Genomic DNA, 19,762 nt, shown 5'->3' on the forward strand with positions numbered 1-19,762 from the left:
GTACCTCAATTCTCGTTCCAGCATGATGAGGTGCGCTGTACCCGAGGAGTTGTTGATGAAGCTGTCGATCAGGGGCGCGAAGACTTCACCGACGCCACCCTCCGCACGAACCGCTTCACCCGAAACCTGTGAACAATCGATTTCCTTGAACCGCAACGCCGCCGGGGCATTCGCCGGCGATCATCACGCACTGTCGAAACTCCTGGCCCGATTGCACCCTCGCGTCGTTCTCTACTATCGCGCCAGGCTTCTCGGGACGCCTGTCGCAACATTCGCCGACGATCTCGCCCATCAATACACCCTGGACGTCGTCACACGAATGTCCGAAACGATCTCGGCCGACACACGCATCGAGAACTTCGCCTACGAGTTGGCCTCGCAACGGATTGCGTCAATTCCCCAGTCACGCAACATCGACGGACAATTCAAACGCCCACGTCGCCTCACCGACGACCAACGTGAGGTCCTGGTATTGCGAATCGCAGTGGGTCTGACTGCCGAGATGACCGCGTCGACTCTGCGCACAACTCGATCGAGCGTGCTCCTCGTACAGCATCAGGCGCTGCGCGCCTGGGCGGTCTCCGAGCGGAGCTAGATCAGACCTTGCTTACTCGCGGCGTAGACGGCCTCTGCTCGCCGACTCACCTCGAGTTTGCGCATGATGTTGCTGACGTGGAACTTGACCGTGGTCGGCGAGATGAACAGTCGCTCACCGATCTTGATGTTGGACAAGCCGTTTGCGAGCAGTCTCAGTACTTCGAGTTCACGATCGGTCAATCGTTCTTTGGATGACGACTGCCCGTTGAGCGATCGGACGACAGCCGATGCGCTGCGAGAATCGAACGCACTCTCACCCCGCGAGACCGCCCTGATCGCACGCACCAATTCGGTGGTGTCGACGTCTTTGACGACATAGCCGCGAGCACCCGCGTGTACCGCTCGCACCACCAGTTGATCGTCGAGAAAGGTGGTGAGAACCAACAGTCCGAGCCCGGGATGCGCCGTGGACAACTGGCCACAAAGGGTCAGTCCCTCGTAGTCGGAACTGGCGGAGAGTTTCAGATCCATCAAGACGATGTCCGGGCCCACCTTGTCGACCACGGCAAGCGCCTCGGCGAGAGACGAAGCCTCCCCCACGATCTCGAGGTCGCTTTCGCGCTCGAGAACCGAGCGGAGCCCTTGCCGCAAAATTGCATGGTCGTCGACCAGGACGATTCGAACCAATCCCTGAACCGGCGATGCTCCGCGGGTGATGACGGGACGCGCAGTGGTCATGATTCCTCGCTCTCGATTTCAGTGGTGGAGCAAAGATTGTCGACATCCGCCTGGAGCGGAAGTGCCTGTGGCAGTGGTAGTGGCAGTCGCACGAGAATCTGAATTCCACCGATCCGCGCGCGCCGTACTTCGAGCGCACCACCCAACTCGAGAGTTCGTGTCTGCATGTTCGCCAGTCCGCGATGACGGCCGTCGACGTCGTTGGTGGCTGCGAGTTTGAGGATCAGACGCATCCGCGCAGGGTCGCCGTCACCGTCGTCGGAAACCGACAGCAACACCGTATCCGCTCGATAGGTCAACCGCAGGACCGCTCGACTCGCATGGGCATGCACCGCAACATTGAACAGTGCCTCCCCCGCGATCCGCAGAAGAGCGTGTTCGGCATCGCCTGGAAGCTCGGTCGGGGTACCGCCGACGCGAACGCTGACCGCCAACTCGTCCGGCATGTGAACCACGCCGAGCTGCTCGAGCATCTCGGGCAGCGACGTCCGGTCCGCGTCCGAGGAATGATTGAGCGCGTAGATCGCCGAGCGAAGCTGCTCGACCGCCCGCCTGGTCAAATCCTTTGCCAAGTCCAGCCTTTCACTGCGTTCCGCCTCCGGGATGTCGCTCCGGCAGACCTCGATCTGCATGCCGGCCGACAACACAGCCTGTGTCACGCTGTCGTGAAGTTCGCGGGCGATCCGGTGCCGTTCGTCGTCGACCACCTGGTGCCGGTGAGCCACTCCGAGTTGACGCTGCGTGGACTCCAATTCGCTGTTGCGCACCGCGAGGTCGGCTGCAGTGCGATTGGCCTCCGCATATGCGTCTTCGGCTCGTTCGAGCAGCAGTTGTCCGCGCTGGTAGAGCGCCGAGTTCTGCAGGGCCACAGCAGTCTGGCTGGCCAGAATGCTGAGCACAGCACCGTCCGTCGTATCGAGCGTCCGGTTGGCCGGCGTCCAGGCAGCAAAGGCGCCGACCACACCGCCGCCGAGCACGATCGGCACAAACGCGTAGTGAGCGTCGATCACCGAGTTTGATTCGATTCTTCCGCACCGGATGTCGTCGAGACATTCGACGACGTCCTCCGGAAGGGGTGGCCCCTCCACGTTGTCGACCAGAAATGGGGTGGCGTCCGGGCCGAGAACCAATCGCCGTGGTCCGGCGTCGGGCAATGTTCCGTCGGCCAAGGCGAAGACTATCCAGTTGGCACTCAGATGAGCACGGGCGGCTTCCGCGACCGCGCAGACGAGGGTTTCCGGCCCCTCGACGGTCCGCACCAAAGCCCGCGAGATCAATTCCAACGCATGCACGACGCGTTCGAGACGCTCGGCAGCGCCGCGGTACTGCGGATAAAACGAACTCTTACCCGAACGTAATCCGGTGAGCCGCGACAGGTCCGCGGTCATCGTCTGCACCGCTTCACCCTGCACCGCATCACCCTGCACCGCATCACACTGTCCCTCTTCACAACGCACCTCGGAACAACGCCACCATCTGCTCCTGCGTCGCTTCCCTGGGATTGGTGGACATGCAGGCGTCGAGCAACGCGAAGCTGGCAAGTCGACTGAGGTCTTCCTCGCGAACACCCAACTCCCCCAGCCCCTTCGGGACCCCAACCTCCCGGGCAAGACGTTCGACCCGGTCGGCCACCGCCAGCGCTGCTTCCTCCGGGGTGCCGTGCTGTTCAGGAAGGCTCAGTGCCGCAGCGATGGCAACAAAGGGGGCAGCATCCGTCGTGGAATTGAATCGGATGACGTGGGGCAACAGAATTCCGTTGATGACGCCATGTGGCAGATCAAGCATGCCGCCCACCTGATGGCTCATGGCGTGCGCGGCTCCGAGTATCGCGTTGGTGAACGCCAACCCGGCCTCGAGACTCGCCTGCGCCATCACCGATCGAGCTTCCATCTCCATCGGGTCCTGGATCGTGTGCACCAGATTCTCCGTTACGAGGCCGACCGCGCGGAGCGCGTGATGATCGGTCAACGGATTGTGCGCCAGTGAGACGAAGGCTTCGATTCCGTGCGTCAGTGCATCCAATCCCGTTGCTGCATTGAGCCACTCGGGCATCGTCGTGAGCAACCGCGGATCGATGACCGTCACATCTGGCACCAGGGCACGGCCGATGATGGTGATCTTGGTGCCGCGGGTCGTGTCCGTGACGATGCAGAACTGCGACACGTCAGCGCCCGTTCCGGACGTGGTGGGAACCATCACCAACGGCGGGATCGGTTTTGTCGCCTGATCGACACCCTCGTAGTCGAGTATGTTGCCGCCGTTGGCAGCGAGGACGGCTACACCTTTAGCCGCGTCGATGACGGAACCGCCACCGAGCGCGATGATGACGTCGCACTCGCCTTCCTGGTACACCTCGAAACCGGCCGCGATCTCGAAGTCCTTGGGGTTGGGCGTCAGCCCTGACCACACTGTCGCGGTCAAGCCCTGCTCCGTGAGATGGTCCTCGAGTTCGCTGACCCACCCCGCGTCGATCAAGCCGGGATCGGTGACCAGAAACGGGCGGAACCCGCCGAACCGCAGAGTCGCGTGTGCTGCCTCGACCAGGGAACCGATACCGAAGACGATCTCGGGGGCGTGAAATTTGACCAGTCGAGCAGCAGTGCCGCGGCGATGAACACCGTGGTTCACAGCATCCGGATATGCCACGGACACGACCCCACTCTCCTCTCGCGCGGCACCGAGATCACCGCTTCGCGAATTCCCAGCTCGCTCGCCCGAGCACCAACTGGTGTGATCCACCTTACAAGTGCTGGCCCCGAGCCTACGCGGACAGCAGTCGGGGCACACCCACCGAAGGAGAGGCACTTACCTACCCGTTTGGGCAGGTAGTCGTCGCCGGAAAATAGATGGCGCGGCAATCAGGTCCCGTTGTACTTTCGGTTCTGGCCAGAGCGGCCCGTAGTACCGATCCAGAAGGTGTTTATGACCCAGCCCGCGCCGAGCGCGCCTCTCGCCCCTGCACTGCCGGCAACCTCGAGGGTCACTTGCTGATCCCCGAAACGACGGACTGACAGCCGCGAGGCCACTCGGCCTGCTCCTACCTGCTTTGTTCACTCAGCTAGGAGTTCTCCAGTGCCTCAATCACACAATTCCATCTCGAAAACCGACACCTTCTCGTGCATTCAGTGCGGACTCACCGTCATGACGTACGGCCCCGATGGTGATCGCCGAAACCACTGCCCCAGTTGCCTGCATTCCCGACACCTGTTCGACCAGGTGGAAGGTGGACCGTCGGACTGCGGAATGCGGATGGCCCCCATTTCGATCGCGGTGCTGCGAAGCGGCGATTGGATGATCATCCACCGCTGCGCACAGTGCCTCGAACTCACCTCCAACCCCGTCAGCCGTGACGACAACCAGTTGTTGTTGATGAGGATGGCGGTGCGGCCGCTCGCACAACCACCCTTCCCGCTCGAAGCCTTCGGCGACTTGTGAGGGGTGAGAAAGCAGATGCCACGTAGGAATCCCAGCACCCGCGCGCGGCGGGCACCGCAACGGACCAAGCACGTATTGCACGGAATCGGCGGCGAACAAGGATCGAGCTTCCGTTGTCTCACATGCCGTTTGGACATCTCCATTGCGGCGCCGGGTACCGCTCATCGGAACCACTGCCCGAACTGTCTGGCAAGCCGCCACGTCGATGGTCGCGTTCCGGGCGACCGAGCACAACAGTGCAGAGGTGCCATGGCGGCGCTGTCCCTGTCGGTACGGCAGGACGGTGAGTGGATGCTCGTTCACCAGTGCATCGAGTGCAATACGTTGAAAGTCAACAGGATCGCCGGCGACGACAACGCCTTGGTCTTGCTGCGGTTGGCGCTACGCCCCTTGGCGGATCCTCGACTGGGCTCGCGTGCGTTGCTAGCGCTCTGATCGATCGTCCGGCGTAATCGCGCGGTCCTGCGCGCGATTACGCCGGACGAACACCACGAACACGATCCCGGCAAGCAAGCCGACCGCCGTCGGTCCGAGGACCAGTCCCGAATACAGCCACGGGGCAGGTTCTGCCGGAAAGAGGTCCATGAATATGGGCCCGGTGTATGTCGGCTCGGCAAACGGCTCCCGATAGGACCCGCCGGTGAGAATGTGAGGTGATGCCAACGAGTTCCACCACCACTGAAACACGCCGAGCGCCACCAGCCCACACACGGCGCCGAGCACTGTCAGCGCCGCGATCGGCCGCCAGATCGATCCCCTGATTTCGGACATGAGATCAAACTAGTTCACGACGGATCGCGCAGTGACATCGGTGAAGTGCAGTGACATCAGCGAAGTGCGTGCCCCAGTTCAGCGGCCTTTGCCATCAGTTGCGCGGCATCTCGGGCAACAACAACCTCGTCGCAGATCTCCGAATACTCCGGCATCGCGCACGACGCCTGGTTCCAGTAGCGCTGAGGTTCAGGCGTGATCCAGGCCAGACGGTGAACCTTTCGGCGGAGTTCCTCGAGCTTGTCCACCTGAGGGGGCAACCCGTTGCACCGACCGTCGCCCACGATGATGACGGACGTCCGTGAATTCAAAGCGTTTCCGTGCTCGTCCAACAATTCTGTGAGCACTCGACCGTAATCGCTGCTGGCTTCCAGATCCAGACCCGGGTGCGCGAGTACCGCAGCGAGTGCGCCGTCACCGCTACTGGCGAGAAGGGTGTCGGTCACGTCGACCGGACGATCGACGAATGCGAGGACTTCACAACGATCTGCCCGGCGATGCATTGCCTGAGCCAACCGCAGAGTGAACGCGGTGATCGGGCGCACGGACAGCGACACGTCTGCGATGAGAAGTAGTCGAACACGATCGGGGCGAGGAGCTTTCACGACCAGATGGAAGGGAATTCCGTCGGTGCGCAGACTCGAACGCACCGTGCGTCGCATGTCGAGATGCCCTCGAGAGCGGTCCCGGGGCCGCGGTCTGGACGGTCCTCTCATCCGCCGAAGCACCTCGTGGCACGCGAGTTCGATGTCGTTGTGCGTTGCGCCCGCAGCAGATTCGCTGTCGGGCGCATCGGGAGCGCTTTCGGCGAGTGCAGCGGCCGAGAGTGCTTGCACGAACGCTTCGACCGCCTCGACGAGCCGGTTCAGTTGCGCCTGCGTCAGCGGCCCGTCGTCGGAGACGTCCGCATACGCTTTGCTCGGGTCGTATGCATCCAGCCAGGCGAGGATCGACGTCGGATCGTCCCAGGACAACGAACCGATCACTGCTGCAGCAACACTGGTGCTCAGGTCGCCGACCACTGCCGACGCGGCACGGTCCACGTCGACCGTGTAGCTGACTCCCCGTCGACCGGTCTCCGAACCGGTATCCACCGACAGTTCCGCATCGCTGGACGTCATCGACACATCGTCGTCGTCCTTGTGCGGGTTGAACCCCTTCTCCGCTTCCGGAGTGTCGAAGTAGTCGCCGACCTCGGCCGCACGCTCGTTGTACTCGGCATACCGGCCTACTTCTTGATCCTCGTCGATCCCCAGCGCGGTGGGCAGACCGTCCGCCACCTCGGCGCGCGAAGCCATCCGCTCGGCGTGCGCTTTGCCTGCGGCAGGCCGGAACAGCGCGTCGAACGCCCGATCGAAACCGGCCTGTTCGTGAGAATACTTGGCGCACACTGCCCGAAGACATGCGCGCAACGTCTCACGATCCGAAGCTCCGACCATCGCGAGTACACGCCGAACCTCGATGACCTCGGCCGGTGACGCGGAAACTCCGGCCGCCCTCAGCAATCGGCCGAAACTCGCGGACACCACGTCGAGAACAAACGACGGTTGCCACACGGCGAGGCCACCGAGCGTCGTCATCGCGTCGAACGGATTCCGCTGCCGCCGCGGATTCCCTGTTGATGGGGGTCACGTCCACCGGTCCCCCGGAACACGGCCGTCGTCGTGTTGGCGGGTTTGCTTGCCACCGTGGATCGCTCGATCGGCTCACCACCGTCACGCGACGGTGATTCGAGACGCTTTCCGTCGAATCGTTCCTTGGCCAGCGTCACATCTGACGAGTACTTGAGCAACGCCGTGAGCAGGATGTCGCGCACCTTGGCGTCGGAAGCGGTGTCGAATCCGCTGGCGGCGAGCACTGTTGCCGCTCTGGCCGCGTCGATGACCTCCGAGATGGACGGGCTCTTACGCAGCGGGAGATCACGCAAGATGCGAGCCAATTCGACAACCTCGGTGGCCGTAGCCGCATCCACCTCCGGCGCTCGGGCCGTGACGATCTCGCGTTCACGCTCCGACGTCGGATAGCCGAGATGGTAATGCAGACAACGACGCTTGAGCGCGGGTGAGAGCTCGCGGGTGTCGTTGGACGTCAGGATGACCCAGGGCTGCGAGCGGGCAACGAACGTACCGACCTCGGGAATGGTGATCTGCTGTTCGGCGAGAATCTCCAGGAGCAGTGCTTCCATCGATTCCTCGGTGCGGTCCACCTCGTCGACCAGAAGCACTACCGGATCGGGCGAGAGGATAGCTTCGAGCAGCGGCCGCACGGACAGGAAGTTCTCGGAGTACAACCCGAAATCCTGATCGGCCAGAAACTTCGACGCTTCGGCGACGCTGTCGAATTCGGAAACCTGATCACTGATCCGGTCGCGAAGCATCTGCACGTGCAGGAGTTGCTTCGCGTAGTCCCATTCGTACAGGGCGCGATTGTCGTCCAGCCCTTCGTAGCACTGCAATCGCACCAGTTTGCGGCCCCCGATCGCAGCCAGAGACTTCGCCAGTTCCGTCTTGCCGACACCGGCCGGCCCTTCGAGCAGGAGCGGACGCCCCAGCGCCGTCGCCAGATGAACGACTACCGCGAACTCGTCATCGGCAATGTAGTCCTGCTCTCGCAGAGCATCTTTCACTTCGATTCCGCTGGAGAAACTGCGACCGGACATGGAATACCTTTCGATAGGGGCACAGCCCCTGTGCGCGCTCGAGGAGTCTCTGGACTCCTTAAGCGCGCACGGGGCCGAAGGCCCTGCTAGAAGTACGACTTGTTGATCGCGTGATCGACAACCGGGATCATCGACTCCACAGTGACCTCACGGGGGTTACCCGGGGTGCACCAGTCGTCCTGAATGTGCTCGGAGATGGCGCGCACAGTCTTCTCGTCACCCTTGATGACATCACCACGACCCTCGTACTTCTTGGTGTTCATCTGGTTCTTCGCGTACGAGTCTGTGCGAACCTGCCCGAAGTTGTCGGGGATACCGACGTCCTTGGCCAGACGGATGGCAGCCTCGACGGCAGCATCCGCGGCCTGAACCGTGGTGAGGTTGCGAGTGTCGACACCGAGTGCGCCGGCCAACTGGGCGTAGCGCTCGTAGCGCGAAGGCAGGTTGTACTCCCACACACGCGGCAACGCGATGGCGTTGTTCAAACCGTGGTGGCTGTCGAAGAATGCACTGACCGCGTGCGAGATCGAGTGAACGATGCCGAGGCCACCGGAGTTGAAGGCCTGTCCGGCAATGTACTGCGCGTTCATCATTCCCTCGCGCGCCTTGAGGTTACGCGGCTCGAAGACGGCCTCGCGCAGGTTCTTCGCGACCAACTCGACCGAGTAGATCGCGTTACCGAGCGAAGGCGCGAAATCGAGACGAGAAACGAAAGGCTCACTGCCGTGCGCGAGTACGTCGAAGCCGCAGTACGCGGTGAAATGCTGAGGGCAGGTGTAGTAGAGCAGCGGATCGTCGATCGCCAACGTGACGATGGTCGCCTCGTCGAAGCCCACCCACTTGTGCGGGTTGTTCATGTCCGAGGTGTCAGTGATGACGTATGCCCACGACGTCTCGGATCCCGTTCCAGCCGTGGTGGATACGGCGATGTGCGGCGGGTTCTCCTTGTTGGTGGACTTGGCAAAGCCCTCGAACTCGTTGATGTTGCGACCGTCGTGTGCGATCACGACGCGAGCACCCTTGGCGGCGTCGTGGCTCGAACCACCGCCGATCGAGATGATCGAGTCGCACTTCTCCTTCTGATAGAGAGCCGCGGCCTCCATGACGTTGTAGTCCTTGGGATTCGACTCGACCTTGTCGTAGAGCACGACCTCGACACCCTGGTACTCGATCTTGCCGACGAGTTCCTCGATGATGCCCGAACCGCGCAGACCGGTCGTCATCAGAAGGGTGCGCTTGAAGCCGAGATTCTTGGCCTCCACACCGATGATGTCGTGAGCGCCCACACCCATCAGGGCGCGCGGGAAGGGGTGGAACTCCTTGATCGGAAAGTCCCAGATCTGGTTGAGCTCGATAGCCATCGGTATCTCCTCATGGATGTGCACGAATGTGACTGCGGGAGGGATTCGAGCCGATTCTTTGTGACCGGCGTCTCACCTGGTTCCCACTGTGTACCGACAAACACCCCGTGCACAGACTTCGGCAGCTCAACCGCCCGGACGCCGCCCGCAAACCGCCCGTTCGGGCAGGTCGTCGCCACCCCGGACCGCCAGGAAGGCCGGATCAGACTGCCGTGGTTCCCGCTGATCGGGAACGTGTTGCTCGGCGACTACGATCCCCAGTAGCTTTTCATCACTGCTAACATTGAACTAGAACACGTTCTAGATGTTGCACTTCACTGACCTGCGCTTTACCCAGCTTCACGAGAGGACTAGCTTCGCGATGACGACAGTCGAGGTACCGCACAGCTCGCGATCGGCGGTACTCACCGTGTCCGGAGTCATCGAAGAGACTTCCGACGCCCGGTCGCTGGTGTTCGAAATTCCCGCAGAACTGAAGGACAAGTTCGACTACAAGCCAGGTCAATTCCTGACCCTGCGCATCCCGAGTGATCAGACCGGCTCGGTCGCACGCTGCTACTCCCTGGCCAGTTCACCCTTCACCGACGACGCCCCCAAGGTGACCGTCAAGCGAACCGTCGACGGCTACGGCTCCAACTGGTTGTGCGACAAGCTCCAGGTCGGCGACACCATCGAAGTGCTGCCGCCGTCAGGTGTCTTCACGCCCAAGTCGCTCGATCACGACTTCCTGCTCTTCGGTGCAGGCAGCGGAATCACTCCGGTGATCTCGATCCTCAAGTCCGCCCTCACGCAGGGCAGCGGCAACGTCGTGCTGATCTACGCGAATCGCGACGAGAAGTCCGTCATCTTCGGCGCCGAACTTCGCGAGTTGGCAGCGCAACACCCCGGCCGCCTCACCGTGGTCCACTGGATCGAAACCGTGCAGGGACTCCCCGCCGTCTCACAGTTGGCGACACTGGCCAAGCCATTTGTCGCGTACGAGGCCTTCATGTGCGGTCCAGGCCCCTTCATGGACGCCGTCCACAAGGCACTGGCAGAAGCGGGCATGCCCCGCACGCAGGTTCACGCCGAGGTCTTCAATTCACTCGCCGGCGACCCGTTCCGTGACGTCGAGGTAGCCGAAGTCTCCGACGAGGAAGCTGCCGACGCCGCAACCGTCGAGGTCGAACTGGACGGTGAAACCCACACCCTCGTCTGGCCGCGCAAGCAGACGCTCGTCGACATCATGCTCGCCAAGGGTCTCGACGTTCCGTACTCCTGCCAGGAAGGTGAGTGCGGGTCGTGTGCCTGCACCGTCACCGAAGGCGAAGTCCAGATGGACAACTCCGAGATCCTCGACGCCGAGGACGTGGCAAACGGCTACATCCTCGGTTGCCAGGCGAAGCCGATCACCGATCGCCTGAAGATCGAGTTCTGAACCCTGCTTCGATGCATGACGGCCCCTGATTCCCTGCGGAATCGGGGGCTTTGTCATCTTCCGAGGCATCATCCGCGCCATCTTCCGAGTCCCGCCCCGTAACCCACTCCGGCGCCGTTGTGGGCAACCGCCACAACGCAAGAATCAGCACCAGGGTCACGATCAGGAAGCCCTCACGAAGGACCAACCCCAGCGGCAGCAGCAGCGGCGACGTCTCGATGAACTGCTGCCCCATACTCGGCCCGCAATAGACGACGGCCAACCCCACAGCGGCCGCACCGAACTGCAGCGGCGATCGAAGCCGAAAGAGAACCGTGACGGCAGCAGGCACGAGATACACCCAGTGATGAATCCAGCTGATCGGCGAAAGAATCGGCGCACTCAAACCGATCACCAACGCCGCATCGACCCCACGACCGACGCGATATACATCTCGGGCGACCCAGAGCGCTACCGCCGCGCACAGCACGGTCAACGGCATCGCCAGAGACGCCGTCCATGTGCCCAGTGCCGCAAGTCCGCCCTGCAGTGAACTGTTACCGGCACTCGCGATCGCCTGCCCGCTCAAGTCCACCCGGTCACTGAGGTTCCAGACGACGTCTGACCAGAAGGTCCAGCTGACGGCCGGGTCCACCATTGCTGCGACGGCGGTCGCCGCGGCAAATCCGATCGAACTCCAGATCGCGAGTCGCCACTGCTTCGTGACGACGAAGTAGACGATGAACAGCGCCGGCGTCAGCTTGATCGCGGCTGCGACGCCGATCAAAAGTCCTCGTGGAAACCACCGGCCGAATCTCGAATCGCCTCTGCGGGTCACGTCGAGCAGTACGAGCACCATCAGCACCAGGTTCACCTGGCCGAAGGAGATGTGGGCGCTGACGATGGGTGTCACCGACACGGCCAGGACCAATGCCGCCATGACGAGCGGCCGTTTGGGGACGCGCGCGGGAGTGAACTTGGCGACTGTCCACACCACCGCCGCGATGCACAACGCCGACCACAGCAGATAGGCCGTCCACCAGTCGAAGAGAACAGTCGGCCAGAGGAAGATCACCGCGAACGGGGTGTAGGTGAACGGCATGCCCTCGTCGACGATAAACGGGCCGACAAGGTTGCTCTCGTAGATGTTCGAGCCTGCGGCAAATGCCTGGGCAGCGTAGCGGTAGACGAGAAAATCAACGGGTTCGACGGCTCGAACGGAGTACACGAGATAACACAGAGCTGCGACGCCGGCAGCGATCAGTGAACCGATCGTCACAATTCGAGACGCCTCGACACGGGTGGCGGGCATACCGAGAATCGTCCCACAACCTACCGAGCGGTACTTCGCTAGCGGGCCGCCCGGAAGTGCGCTCGCTCGTCTGCGGTCAGGTGTTCGCACGCGTAGCTCAGCGCCGTGCGTCCCATGTCTGCTGCATTCTCAGTAAGGAAGCCGGTCAACAAATCCCGATCCACCCGCTTGCCCACCTCGCGGAGCATCCAGCCCATCGCTTTCTGGGTCAGGTCTCGTCGATCACCCAGCACCTGAGCGGCAAGCTCGAGCGTGGTCGACGCGTCGCCGCGAGTGATGAATCCGTACGTCGTCAGCAGCGCCACCCGTCGTCGCCACAGGTCACCCGAATCGGAAAGCTCGAAGATCAGCCGGCGATCTCGGTCGTACAGCCAGCCGCCGAGGATCTGTCCGGCGGACGAATCCACCAGATCCCAATTGTTGACCCGCCCGTCCTCGACAGCGGTCAGATAGAAGCCTGCGATGCGAGCGCGGCCCTCGCCGTCGAAAAATTTTGGGCGACTGACTTTTTCGAATTGAGCGACCAGGATCAGCAGCCCGGCCAATCGGTGCTCGTGAACGTCACTGTCGAGAAGGAGACGTATCTGAGGCAACGCGAGTCCGACGTGCTTCTTCACTACCGATCGCGTCTTCGGTACTCGCACGCCGATGAATACGTCACCCTCGCCGTACTCCCCCGGCGCTGTCTTGAAGAACCGCTGCAAGTGGACGGCATCTGCGGGATCCGCGAGGTCGGCCAACTGCTCGATCACGTCCGGGGCACTCGATTGCGTCACCCCAGAACCTTCTCACGGGTCGTCTGTGCGGACTCTTCGATTCTCTCAGCGTCCTCACACCGTGTGCCCTGCTCGGCCACAGGTCGGCAGACGACACTCGAGGACAGTCAGTGAAAGGACCACCCATGATCACCGCCGCTATCGCATTCACCACTCTCACCCTCATGGCACTCTCGGGACATATCGCGGCAAGCGCGCCGCGCGGGCTCGTGGCCATCCGGACGAATGGTCACAAATCTTGATATTCGAGCCTCCGCATCGCCTCTAACTGCAACGCGAATGCAATTGGCGGAGAGTTGATCTCGATCTTCCGCGGGCGTGTACTACAGGTGGACACACTCTCGTCTTTGGAGGTCTCGTCATGAAGTCGTGGAATCGAATGCAAGATGCCGTCGCGGTGGTTCTCGGCGTCTTTGCGGCTCTCTCGCCGATGTGGCTCGACACCACCGATCGGGCAATGTGGTCACTCGTCGTCCTGGGTGTCCTGGTTGCACTGTCGGGTCTGGCGCACATGGCACGTCCGGACATGACCATGGCGGATTACGCGATGGGTGTTTTCGGCGTCTTGATGTTCATTTCACCCTGGGTGATGAACTTCGACGCTCTGCGCGGTGCGTCGTGGACGGCCTGGGTGGTCGGGGTTCTGACCGTTGTGGTCGCGGTGAGTGCGATGCCGGTGATGAGTGCACGGATGCATCACGGGGGTCACGGCGGCGTAGCCGCCCATTGACGGAGCGGCTGGATCAGGCTTTGATCGCGCCCAACAACCGCCCGGCGTCGAAGGCTTCGGCGCTGGGCGGTAGTGCGCCCGGACGACCGCTCACGAACACCTCGACAGTTCCCGATCCTTCGCCCACGGCACCGAGCCCGTCGATCCGCCGCAGAGTCTGTCGTGCAACGGCTTCGGCGCTGTCGAAGAGTGTGACGCCGGCGGGTAACCGTGCTGCGATCTCGTCGGCGAGCAGTGGGTAGTGGGTGCACCCGAGGACAACGCCGCTGACGTCGTCCGGCGTCCGGGCAACCGCGGAATCGATGGCAGCAAGTGCGGCTGCGCGATCACCGAGATCTATCGAATCGGCCAGGCCGTGGCACGGCACTCCGACGACCTTGGCCCCGTTGCCGAACTGCTCGATCAGATCGGCTTGGTACCGGCTGGCCGTCGTCGCGGCTGTAGCCCAGATCGCCACTGAATCGCACGCGGCAGCGGCGGGTTTGATCGCGGGCACCGTTCCGATGACCGGTACTTCCGGCCCGACCAGTTCTCGCACGTGTGGCAGCGCGGTGACGCTGGCGGTATTGCATGGAAGAACGATGACCTGAGCCCCACGATCGAGGCTCCGCCGCACCGCACCGAGTACCCGGTCGACGACCCACGGCTCAGGCTTGGGGCCCCAGGGGGCGCCGTCCGGATCCAGGGAGAGCACCAGATCGAGATCCGGGCGCAGGCGTCTGAGCCACGCAGAGGTAGGGAGCAGGCCCAGTCCCGAGTCGATGAGTGCAACGATCACCGCACAAATCTATCGCCTCGGAACCGGTCCTGCCTCATCCGTTCAGGCCGGTGTGGACTCCAACACGTCAGAGATGGGCGTGCCGGCTGCGATCTTGGCGCGCATCTTCATCACCGCTCCCGCGCTGCCTCCGCCGACGACAGCTGCCAGCACACCGTCGCGCTCGTAGTAGGCGACGAACTTTCGGCCGTCGTCCTTGACGATGTGAACGGTGTCCGTGGGTGCGACGGTCCCCAACGCCTGGATCTTGACGTCGTACTGATCGCTCCAGAAGTAGGGAACCTGCGCCGGCGCATCGGGATCACCCGTTCCGGTGAGCGCTCCCGCCAGGATCTTGGCCTGGTCGCCCGCATTGGTCCAGTGTTCGACGCGCTTGCGCCGATCACCGATCTGCCAGGACGCGACGTCGCCGACGGCCCAGACGTGTTCGGTACTGGTGCGGCCGACGCCGTCGCAGAGCACTCCGTTGTCGAGTTCGATTCCCGAACCATCGAGCCATCCCGTGACCGGCACCGAACCGACTCCGATCGCCACCACGTCGACCGGGATCTCCGAACCGTCGCTCAAGGTCGCAGTGGCAACCGCTCCGTCGCCGGACAACGAGGTCAAGCCGGTGCCGACGCGGACATCGACGCCCTCGTTCCGATGCAGACGTTCGACGAGGGCGCCAACGGTGGGGCCGAGCACCGACGCCAGCGGTGTCGGCTGAGGTTCGAGCAACACGACGTCGACGCCGTGAGACTTCATGCTGGCGGCCAGTTCGCAGCCGATGAAGCCGGCCCCGACAATCAGCGCACGCTTGCCGGGAGCCAGCTCGGCGCGAAGGGCCAGCGCCTCCTCGATGGAGCGCAGAACGTGCACTCCGGACAGCTCCGGAAGGCCGGCAATGCGACGCGGAGTCAGTCCGGTCGCGATGACCAACTCGTCGTAGTCGAGGGTGGATCCGTCCGCGAACGCCACCGACTTTGCGGCAGTGTCCACCGAGGTCGCGGGCGAACCGAGCTTGAGATCCACCTTGTTCTCGACGTAGAACTCTGCCGGACGCAGCGTCGTCTCGTCCTTGTCGCCGCGGATCACTTCCTTCGACAGCGGCGGCCGGTCGTAGGGCAGATGTGTTTCCCCACCGGCGAGCGTCAACTCACCCTCGAAGCCTGCTCGTCGCAGTTCCTCCACGGTCCGCAGCCCCGACAACCCCGCACCCACGATCACTATCCGTGCCACCACGTACCACCCTGTCCGACCCACGTCACTAGCAGCGCTCACTATGAACGCCGTCACTATTTGCCCCCGACTCTGCCATACCAAATGCCGGAGTAGGTGTGGTGCATCCCGCATGGCCACCTACCAGTCACTACAGTTGGAGGTACTTCAGACGCACGCACTGACACATGAGCAGGGAGCCCCCATGACCAGCGATTCCAGTGAAAAGAACAGCGTCCGATTCGGCGCCGACGGTGGCGCGGAACTAGTCAGCACCCAGGGCAAGACGATCATCGCCGACGCCGTGGTCGCCAAGATCGCCGGTATCGCGACCCGCGAGATCAACGGCGTGTACGACGTCGGTGGGGGCACCGCGCGCGCGGTGGGGGCACTTCGTGACCGCATTCCGGGCGCCCGCGTCAACCACGCCCAGGGCGTGGCGGTGGAAGTGGGCGAGAAACAAGCCGCCATCGACATCGGCATTGTCGCCGAATACGGCGTCGCACTCCACGAATTGGCGGTAGGTATCCGCCGAAACGTCATTGCCGCAGTCGAAAGCATGACGGGTCTCGAGGTCACCGAGGTCAACATCACCGTCTTCGACGTCATGCTCTTCGAGGATGCAGAGAGTGGCGGCAGTACCGATCCGGAAGCCAAGCCGAGGGTTCAGTGAGTACCGCCGACGCCGGCCGCGAGATCGACGCGGCCGAGGTCGTCGCCGACGCAGTTCTTGCGATCCCGGAAGTGGCAGATCTGCACGGCGGGCAATTCGGTGAGGTGGGAACCTACCTCCCCGGACGCCGAGTCACCGGCGTCGTCGTCGACGAAAACTCTTGTGCGGTACACATTTCCGTTCACTATCCGGCCGACGTTCGCGGTGTCGCCGAACGCGTCCGAGCGGTGGTGGCACGGTTGGTCGACGTACCGGTGAACGTGACCGTCGGAGACTTGTCGACAGCGGGATATCCACCCGAAAATTCTGAAGATGCAGTCACCGAGCTCTCCACTGTCACCGAGATCGCACCGAACATTCGAGAAGGGAACTGACATGAACAGCACTACCGTCGGACTGCTGGTCGGTCTGCTCCTCGCGCTCGCCGGAATCATGGGCGGATTCAGCGGATTCGTCTTCGCCGTCCTGCTCGGCGCCGCCGGAATGGCGATCGGAGCACACCGCGACGGACATCTCGATCTCGGCGCGATCCTCCGAAGCCGTGGCCGTGGCTGAGCCGACCACTCCGAACGCGGCAGACGATCCCGGCCTACGAGGTTCACTGGTCATCAAGGACCGGGCGATGGCCAAGATAGCCACTGCCGCAGCGGTGAACGTCCCGGGGGTGGTCCGCCAGTCCGGTGGCTTGACCCGCCTGACCGGGCGCGACCTTCCGCGAGCCGACATCTCGATGGGCAGCGACGCCGTGGCCATCAATCTGTTCCTCGCTGTGTCCTGGCCATGTTCGGTCACCGAACTGACCGGTCGCGTGCGGGCAGAAGTCGGACGCAGCGTCGAGTCGCTGACCGGCCTGCCCCTCCACGACATGAACGTCATGATCGCGGCAACCGAGGGTTCTGACGAATCCTGTGTTTCCGGCGTCGAAATCGCGGAAGGCCCCGCACAGGAGGCACTCTCGGATCCGATTCCACCCCGAGTTCCCTCCGCGAACCCCGCCGCCGCGGTGTCAGCCGTCGTCATCGCGTGCGGTCTACTCGCACTCGCTTTCGTGGTCTCGCGCGAATGGTTCATCAATCGCGGAACCTTCGATTCGGCGCCCTGGATCCGGAACTCCGTGGAGTGGACGTCGCGTCTGCACTGGCAACCGTGGCTGCTTCCGGTGGCGATCGCTGCCGTTGTCGCGGGTGTTGTCCTGATCATGTCCGCCCTCAAACGCCGGGCGAAAACCCATGTGCCGTTGGGTAACCCGAGCGCATCGACGGTATGGATGCGGCCGACGGACATTGCACGTCTGTGCAGTAGCCACGCAGCGGTCGTTCCCGGCGTCGACTCGGCCCACACCAGCGTCGACCGCAAACACATCAAGGTCCACATCGAATCCACCGGCGGCGATCGAACCGAACTGGCCGCGGCCGTCGACGCGGCAGTTCGGCCTCATCTCGCGATACTCCAGCAGCCACTGCAGCTTTCGGTAGTCGTGAGAGAAACGCCAGTACGACGAAAGGACGCCTCGTGAACCGCTGGATCTCCGCGGTCGATCGGACCATCGTCCTCATCGTCGGAATCGCACTCCTCGCGGCGGGCGCATACGCCATCGCGTGGGACGCGGGTGCCTCACTGATCAGGACCTGGGTGTCACGACTCGATCGTGAGGTCCTCTTCGGTCTTCCGGAGGATCCTTGGTGGCACTGGGTGCTGTCGGGCACCTTCATCCTCTGCGTCTTCGCCGGTTTCGGGCTGTTGTACCTGAACCTTCGTCGACGCCGAACGAGCGCAGTCACATTGCGGCACAACGAGTCCGGTACCGACGTCAGTGTGGATCTGGGACCGGTCGCCGACGGCGTAGCGGCAGAACTCGCCCAGCTGAGCGGCGTGCGCAGCACCAGAAGCAAAGCGACGATCGATCGCGGACTGCCAACGCTGTCGATTGTCGTCACCGCAGACCCGGCGATCGATGTCGTCGGCTTCACCACTTCGGCCGAACACATCGCCCGTGCAACCAGGCGAAGCCTCGACGGCTCACCTGTCGCGGTACAGGTTCTGTTGCATCTCGACCGGGTAGAAGCCTCCAAGTAGAAGCACCCCGAACAACCGATCGCAGACCACCTGGCCATAGACACAGAAAAGGCGCTCACTCCCCGAAGGGAATGAGCGCCTTTCCTAGTGCTGTGAATCAGCTAGCGAGACAAGAGTCTCACTTGATGATCTTGGCAACCTTGCCGGCGCCGACCGTACGGCCGCCTTCGCGAATTGCGAAGCGCAGGCCCTCGTCCATGGCGACAGGCTGGATGAGCTTGACGGACATCTCGGTGTTGTCACCGGGCATGACCATCTCGGTGCCCTCAGGCAGCGTCACGACGCCCGTAACGTCCGTGGTACGGAAGTAGAACTGCGGGCGGTAGTTGTTGAAGAACGGGGTGTGGCGGCCACCCTCGTCCTTCGACAGGATGTATGCCTGGCCCTCGAACTCCGTGTGGGGAGTCGTGGTGCCCGGCTTGACGACAACCTGTCCACGCTCGACATCTTCGCGCTTGATGCCACGAACGAGCAGTCCGACGTTGTCGCCGGCCTGGCCCGAGTCGAGCAGCTTGCGGAACATCTCGATACCCGTGACGGTGGTCTTGGTGGAGGTCTCCTTGATGCCGACGATCTCCACCTCCTCGTTCACGTTGACCGAGCCACGCTCGATACGACCGGTGACAACCGTGCCACGGCCGGTGATCGTGAAGACATCCTCGACGGGCATGAGGAAGGGCTTGTCCGTCTCGCGGACCGGGTCCGGAATGGACTCGTCGACTGCAGCCATCAGGTCGAGGATGGACTGCGTCCACTTCGGGTCACCCTCGAGTGCCTTGAGTGCCGAGATCGGAATGACGGGGGCTTCCTCGTCGAATTCCTGAGCGGCCAGCAGTTCGCGGACCTCCATCTCGACGAGCTCGAGGATCTCGTCATCGTCAACCATGTCGGCCTTGTTCAGGGCGACGAGGATGTAAGGAACGCCAACCTGGCGAGCGAGCAGGACATGCTCGCGCGTCTGGGGCATCGGGCCGTCGGTAGCTGCGACGACGAGGATAGCGCCGTCCATCTGAGCTGCGCCGGTGATCATGTTCTTGATGTAGTCGGCGTGACCCGGTGCATCGACGTGCGCGTAGTGGCGCTTTTCCGTCTGGTACTCAACATGCGAGATGTTGATCGTGATGCCACGAGCCTTTTCCTCGGGAGCCTTGTCGATCTGATCGAAGGCCGAAGCCTCGTTCAGGTCGGGGAATGCATCCGCGAGAACCTTGGTGATGGCCGCCGTCGTCGTGGTCTTGCCGTGGTCGACGTGACCAATGGTGCCGATGTTCACGTGCGGCTTCGTCCGCTCGAACTTCGCCTTCGCCACTTTGTGTCCTC

Annotated in this window: 22 protein-coding genes; 10 read left to right on the forward strand and 12 right to left on the reverse strand. The window is 62.9% G+C overall.

The features are described from left to right. Nucleotides 1-55 precede the first annotated feature (55 nt). A complete protein-coding gene (locus H351_RS23070) occupies nt 56-595 on the forward strand; it encodes an RNA polymerase subunit sigma (RefSeq protein ID WP_029254880.1) in 540 nt (179 codons plus the stop codon). On the opposite strand, the gene H351_RS23075 is transcribed toward H351_RS23070, so the two are convergent. From H351_RS23075 to H351_RS23085, 3 genes are read right to left on the reverse strand one after another with little or no spacing between them, the layout of a single operon-like run. Then, nucleotides 592-1,275: a MadR family response regulator transcription factor gene (locus tag H351_RS23075; RefSeq protein WP_019744264.1), complete on the reverse strand. Its 684-nt coding sequence runs from the start codon at nt 1,273-1,275 to the stop codon at nt 592-594. The genes H351_RS23070 and H351_RS23075 overlap by 4 nt on opposite strands. Then, the gene (locus tag H351_RS23080; protein WP_024487311.1) at nt 1,272-2,663 is read right to left on the reverse strand and encodes a MadS family sensor histidine kinase; all 1,392 of its coding nucleotides are present in this window, start codon (nt 2,661-2,663) and stop codon (nt 1,272-1,274) included. Before H351_RS23080 ends, H351_RS23075 begins: the two co-directional genes overlap by 4 nt. Nucleotides 2,664-2,721: 58 nt before the next feature. Continuing rightward, on the reverse strand, nt 2,722-3,927 hold the full coding sequence (locus H351_RS23085; protein WP_078377468.1) for an iron-containing alcohol dehydrogenase: 1,206 nt from the start codon (nt 3,925-3,927) through the stop codon (nt 2,722-2,724). Between the two features lie 420 nt (nt 3,928-4,347). On the opposite strand from H351_RS23085, the gene H351_RS23090 reads away from it, so the two are divergent. After that, the gene (locus H351_RS23090; RefSeq protein ID WP_003941922.1) at nt 4,348-4,710 is read left to right on the forward strand and encodes an RNHCP domain-containing protein; all 363 of its coding nucleotides are present in this window, start codon (nt 4,348-4,350) and stop codon (nt 4,708-4,710) included. 15 nt (nt 4,711-4,725) lie between these two features. Next, nucleotides 4,726-5,145, forward strand: coding sequence for an RNHCP domain-containing protein (locus H351_RS23095; protein WP_029254877.1), 420 nt, complete (start codon nt 4,726-4,728; stop codon nt 5,143-5,145). On the opposite strand, the gene H351_RS23100 is transcribed toward H351_RS23095, so the two are convergent. The 4 genes from H351_RS23100 to mdo all read right to left on the reverse strand — a co-directional run bounded on the left by H351_RS23100 (nt 5,134) and on the right by mdo (nt 9,501). Further along, on the reverse strand, nt 5,134-5,481 hold the full coding sequence (locus H351_RS23100) for a hypothetical protein (RefSeq protein ID WP_020968992.1): 348 nt from the start codon (nt 5,479-5,481) through the stop codon (nt 5,134-5,136). The genes H351_RS23095 and H351_RS23100 overlap by 12 nt on opposite strands. A gap of 56 nt (nt 5,482-5,537) precedes the next feature. Then, nucleotides 5,538-7,061, reverse strand: a complete 1,524-nt coding sequence (madC, locus tag H351_RS23105) for a MadC family VWA domain-containing protein (RefSeq protein ID WP_029254876.1) — start codon at nt 7,059-7,061, stop codon at nt 5,538-5,540. Beyond that, on the reverse strand, nt 7,058-8,140 hold the full coding sequence (locus tag H351_RS23110) for a MadB family AAA-type ATPase (protein WP_029254875.1): 1,083 nt from the start codon (nt 8,138-8,140) through the stop codon (nt 7,058-7,060). Before H351_RS23110 ends, madC begins: the two co-directional genes overlap by 4 nt. 86 nt (nt 8,141-8,226) lie before the next feature. Next, on the reverse strand, nt 8,227-9,501 hold the full coding sequence (mdo, locus tag H351_RS23115; RefSeq protein WP_003942095.1) for an NDMA-dependent methanol dehydrogenase: 1,275 nt from the start codon (nt 9,499-9,501) through the stop codon (nt 8,227-8,229). A 361-nt stretch (nt 9,502-9,862) separates the two neighbouring features. On the opposite strand from mdo, the gene H351_RS23125 reads away from it, so the two are divergent. After that, the gene (locus tag H351_RS23125; RefSeq protein WP_020906844.1) at nt 9,863-10,918 is read left to right on the forward strand and encodes a ferredoxin--NADP reductase; all 1,056 of its coding nucleotides are present in this window, start codon (nt 9,863-9,865) and stop codon (nt 10,916-10,918) included. On the opposite strand, the gene H351_RS23130 is transcribed toward H351_RS23125, so the two are convergent. Then, a complete protein-coding gene (locus H351_RS23130) occupies nt 10,890-12,209 on the reverse strand; it encodes a glycosyltransferase 87 family protein (RefSeq protein WP_029254874.1) in 1,320 nt (439 codons plus the stop codon). The two genes, H351_RS23125 and H351_RS23130, sit on opposite strands and share 29 nt — an antisense overlap. Before the next feature lie 38 nt (nt 12,210-12,247). Continuing rightward, complete coding sequence (locus tag H351_RS23135) at nt 12,248-12,985, reverse strand: DNA alkylation repair protein (protein ID WP_020906842.1); 738 nt, start codon at nt 12,983-12,985, stop codon at nt 12,248-12,250. A gap of 361 nt (nt 12,986-13,346) precedes the next feature. Between H351_RS23135 and H351_RS23140 the strand changes: the two genes are divergently transcribed. Continuing rightward, entirely contained in the window at nt 13,347-13,715 is a 369-nt protein-coding gene (locus H351_RS23140) for an SPW repeat domain-containing protein (RefSeq protein ID WP_029254873.1), read from the forward strand. Nucleotides 13,716-13,728: 13 nt separating this feature from the next. Here H351_RS23140 and H351_RS23145 read toward each other — a convergent pair whose 3' ends face one another. Then, a complete protein-coding gene (locus H351_RS23145; RefSeq protein WP_029254872.1) occupies nt 13,729-14,493 on the reverse strand; it encodes a glutamate racemase in 765 nt (254 codons plus the stop codon). 42 nt (nt 14,494-14,535) lie between these two features. After that, nucleotides 14,536-15,714, reverse strand: coding sequence for an NAD(P)/FAD-dependent oxidoreductase (locus H351_RS23150; RefSeq protein WP_029254871.1), 1,179 nt, complete (start codon nt 15,712-15,714; stop codon nt 14,536-14,538). Between the two features lie 184 nt (nt 15,715-15,898). Here H351_RS23150 and H351_RS23155 point away from each other — a divergent pair, with 184 nt between their 5' ends. Genes H351_RS23155 through H351_RS23175 form a run of 5 tightly spaced genes read left to right on the forward strand, consistent with a single transcriptional unit; the run spans nt 15,899 to nt 18,442 of the window. Next, nucleotides 15,899-16,366, forward strand: a complete 468-nt coding sequence (locus H351_RS23155; RefSeq protein WP_003941912.1) for an Asp23/Gls24 family envelope stress response protein — start codon at nt 15,899-15,901, stop codon at nt 16,364-16,366. Then, the gene (locus H351_RS23160; RefSeq protein ID WP_020906840.1) at nt 16,363-16,740 is read left to right on the forward strand and encodes a hypothetical protein; all 378 of its coding nucleotides are present in this window, start codon (nt 16,363-16,365) and stop codon (nt 16,738-16,740) included. Before H351_RS23155 ends, H351_RS23160 begins: the two co-directional genes overlap by 4 nt. Nucleotide 16,741: 1 nt before the next feature. Next, on the forward strand, nt 16,742-16,921 hold the full coding sequence (locus H351_RS23165) for a hypothetical protein (protein ID WP_003942043.1): 180 nt from the start codon (nt 16,742-16,744) through the stop codon (nt 16,919-16,921). After that, on the forward strand, nt 16,908-17,882 hold the full coding sequence (locus H351_RS23170; protein WP_019744281.1) for a DUF6286 domain-containing Asp23/Gls24 family envelope stress response protein: 975 nt from the start codon (nt 16,908-16,910) through the stop codon (nt 17,880-17,882). Before H351_RS23165 ends, H351_RS23170 begins: the two co-directional genes overlap by 14 nt. After that, nucleotides 17,879-18,442, forward strand: a complete 564-nt coding sequence (locus H351_RS23175; RefSeq protein ID WP_029254870.1) for a hypothetical protein — start codon at nt 17,879-17,881, stop codon at nt 18,440-18,442. The genes H351_RS23170 and H351_RS23175 overlap by 4 nt, the downstream gene beginning before the upstream one ends. Before the next feature lie 118 nt (nt 18,443-18,560). Here the strand turns inward: H351_RS23175 and tuf are convergent, their stop codons facing one another. After that, nucleotides 18,561-19,751 (reverse strand): elongation factor Tu, encoded by a 1,191-nt coding sequence (gene tuf / locus H351_RS23180; RefSeq protein ID WP_019744283.1) that lies wholly within the window; start codon nt 19,749-19,751, stop codon nt 18,561-18,563. Nucleotides 19,752-19,762 lie beyond the last annotated feature (11 nt).

The sequence above is a fragment of the Rhodococcus erythropolis R138 genome, from assembly GCF_000696675.2.
Classification (GTDB): Bacteria; Actinomycetota; Actinomycetes; order Mycobacteriales; family Mycobacteriaceae; genus Rhodococcus_F; species Rhodococcus_F erythropolis.

Excerpts from the sequence above, each read along its gene's own strand:
- H351_RS23125 (WP_020906844.1), top strand. The coding sequence starts at position 9,863 with ATGACGACAGTCGAGGTACCGCACAGCTCGCGATCGGCGGTACTCACC.
- H351_RS23110 (WP_029254875.1), bottom strand. The coding sequence starts at position 8,140 with ATGTCCGGTCGCAGTTTCTCCAGCGGAATCGAAGTGAAAGATGCTCTG.
- H351_RS23075 (WP_019744264.1), bottom strand. The coding sequence starts at position 1,275 with ATGACCACTGCGCGTCCCGTCATCACCCGCGGAGCATCGCCGGTTCAG.
- H351_RS23130 (WP_029254874.1), bottom strand. The coding sequence starts at position 12,209 with ATGCCCGCCACCCGTGTCGAGGCGTCTCGAATTGTGACGATCGGTTCA.
- H351_RS23070 (WP_029254880.1), top strand. The coding sequence starts at position 56 with ATGAAGCTGTCGATCAGGGGCGCGAAGACTTCACCGACGCCACCCTCC.
- H351_RS23095 (WP_029254877.1), top strand. The coding sequence starts at position 4,726 with ATGCCACGTAGGAATCCCAGCACCCGCGCGCGGCGGGCACCGCAACGG.
- H351_RS23165 (WP_003942043.1), top strand. The coding sequence starts at position 16,742 with ATGAACAGCACTACCGTCGGACTGCTGGTCGGTCTGCTCCTCGCGCTC.
- H351_RS23140 (WP_029254873.1), top strand. The coding sequence starts at position 13,347 with ATGAAGTCGTGGAATCGAATGCAAGATGCCGTCGCGGTGGTTCTCGGC.
- mdo (WP_003942095.1), bottom strand. The coding sequence starts at position 9,501 with ATGGCTATCGAGCTCAACCAGATCTGGGACTTTCCGATCAAGGAGTTC.
- madC (WP_029254876.1), bottom strand. The coding sequence starts at position 7,061 with ATGACGACGCTCGGTGGCCTCGCCGTGTGGCAACCGTCGTTTGTTCTC.
- H351_RS23080 (WP_024487311.1), bottom strand. The coding sequence starts at position 2,663 with ATGACCGCGGACCTGTCGCGGCTCACCGGATTACGTTCGGGTAAGAGT.
- H351_RS23100 (WP_020968992.1), bottom strand. The coding sequence starts at position 5,481 with ATGTCCGAAATCAGGGGATCGATCTGGCGGCCGATCGCGGCGCTGACA.
- H351_RS23155 (WP_003941912.1), top strand. The coding sequence starts at position 15,899 with ATGACCAGCGATTCCAGTGAAAAGAACAGCGTCCGATTCGGCGCCGAC.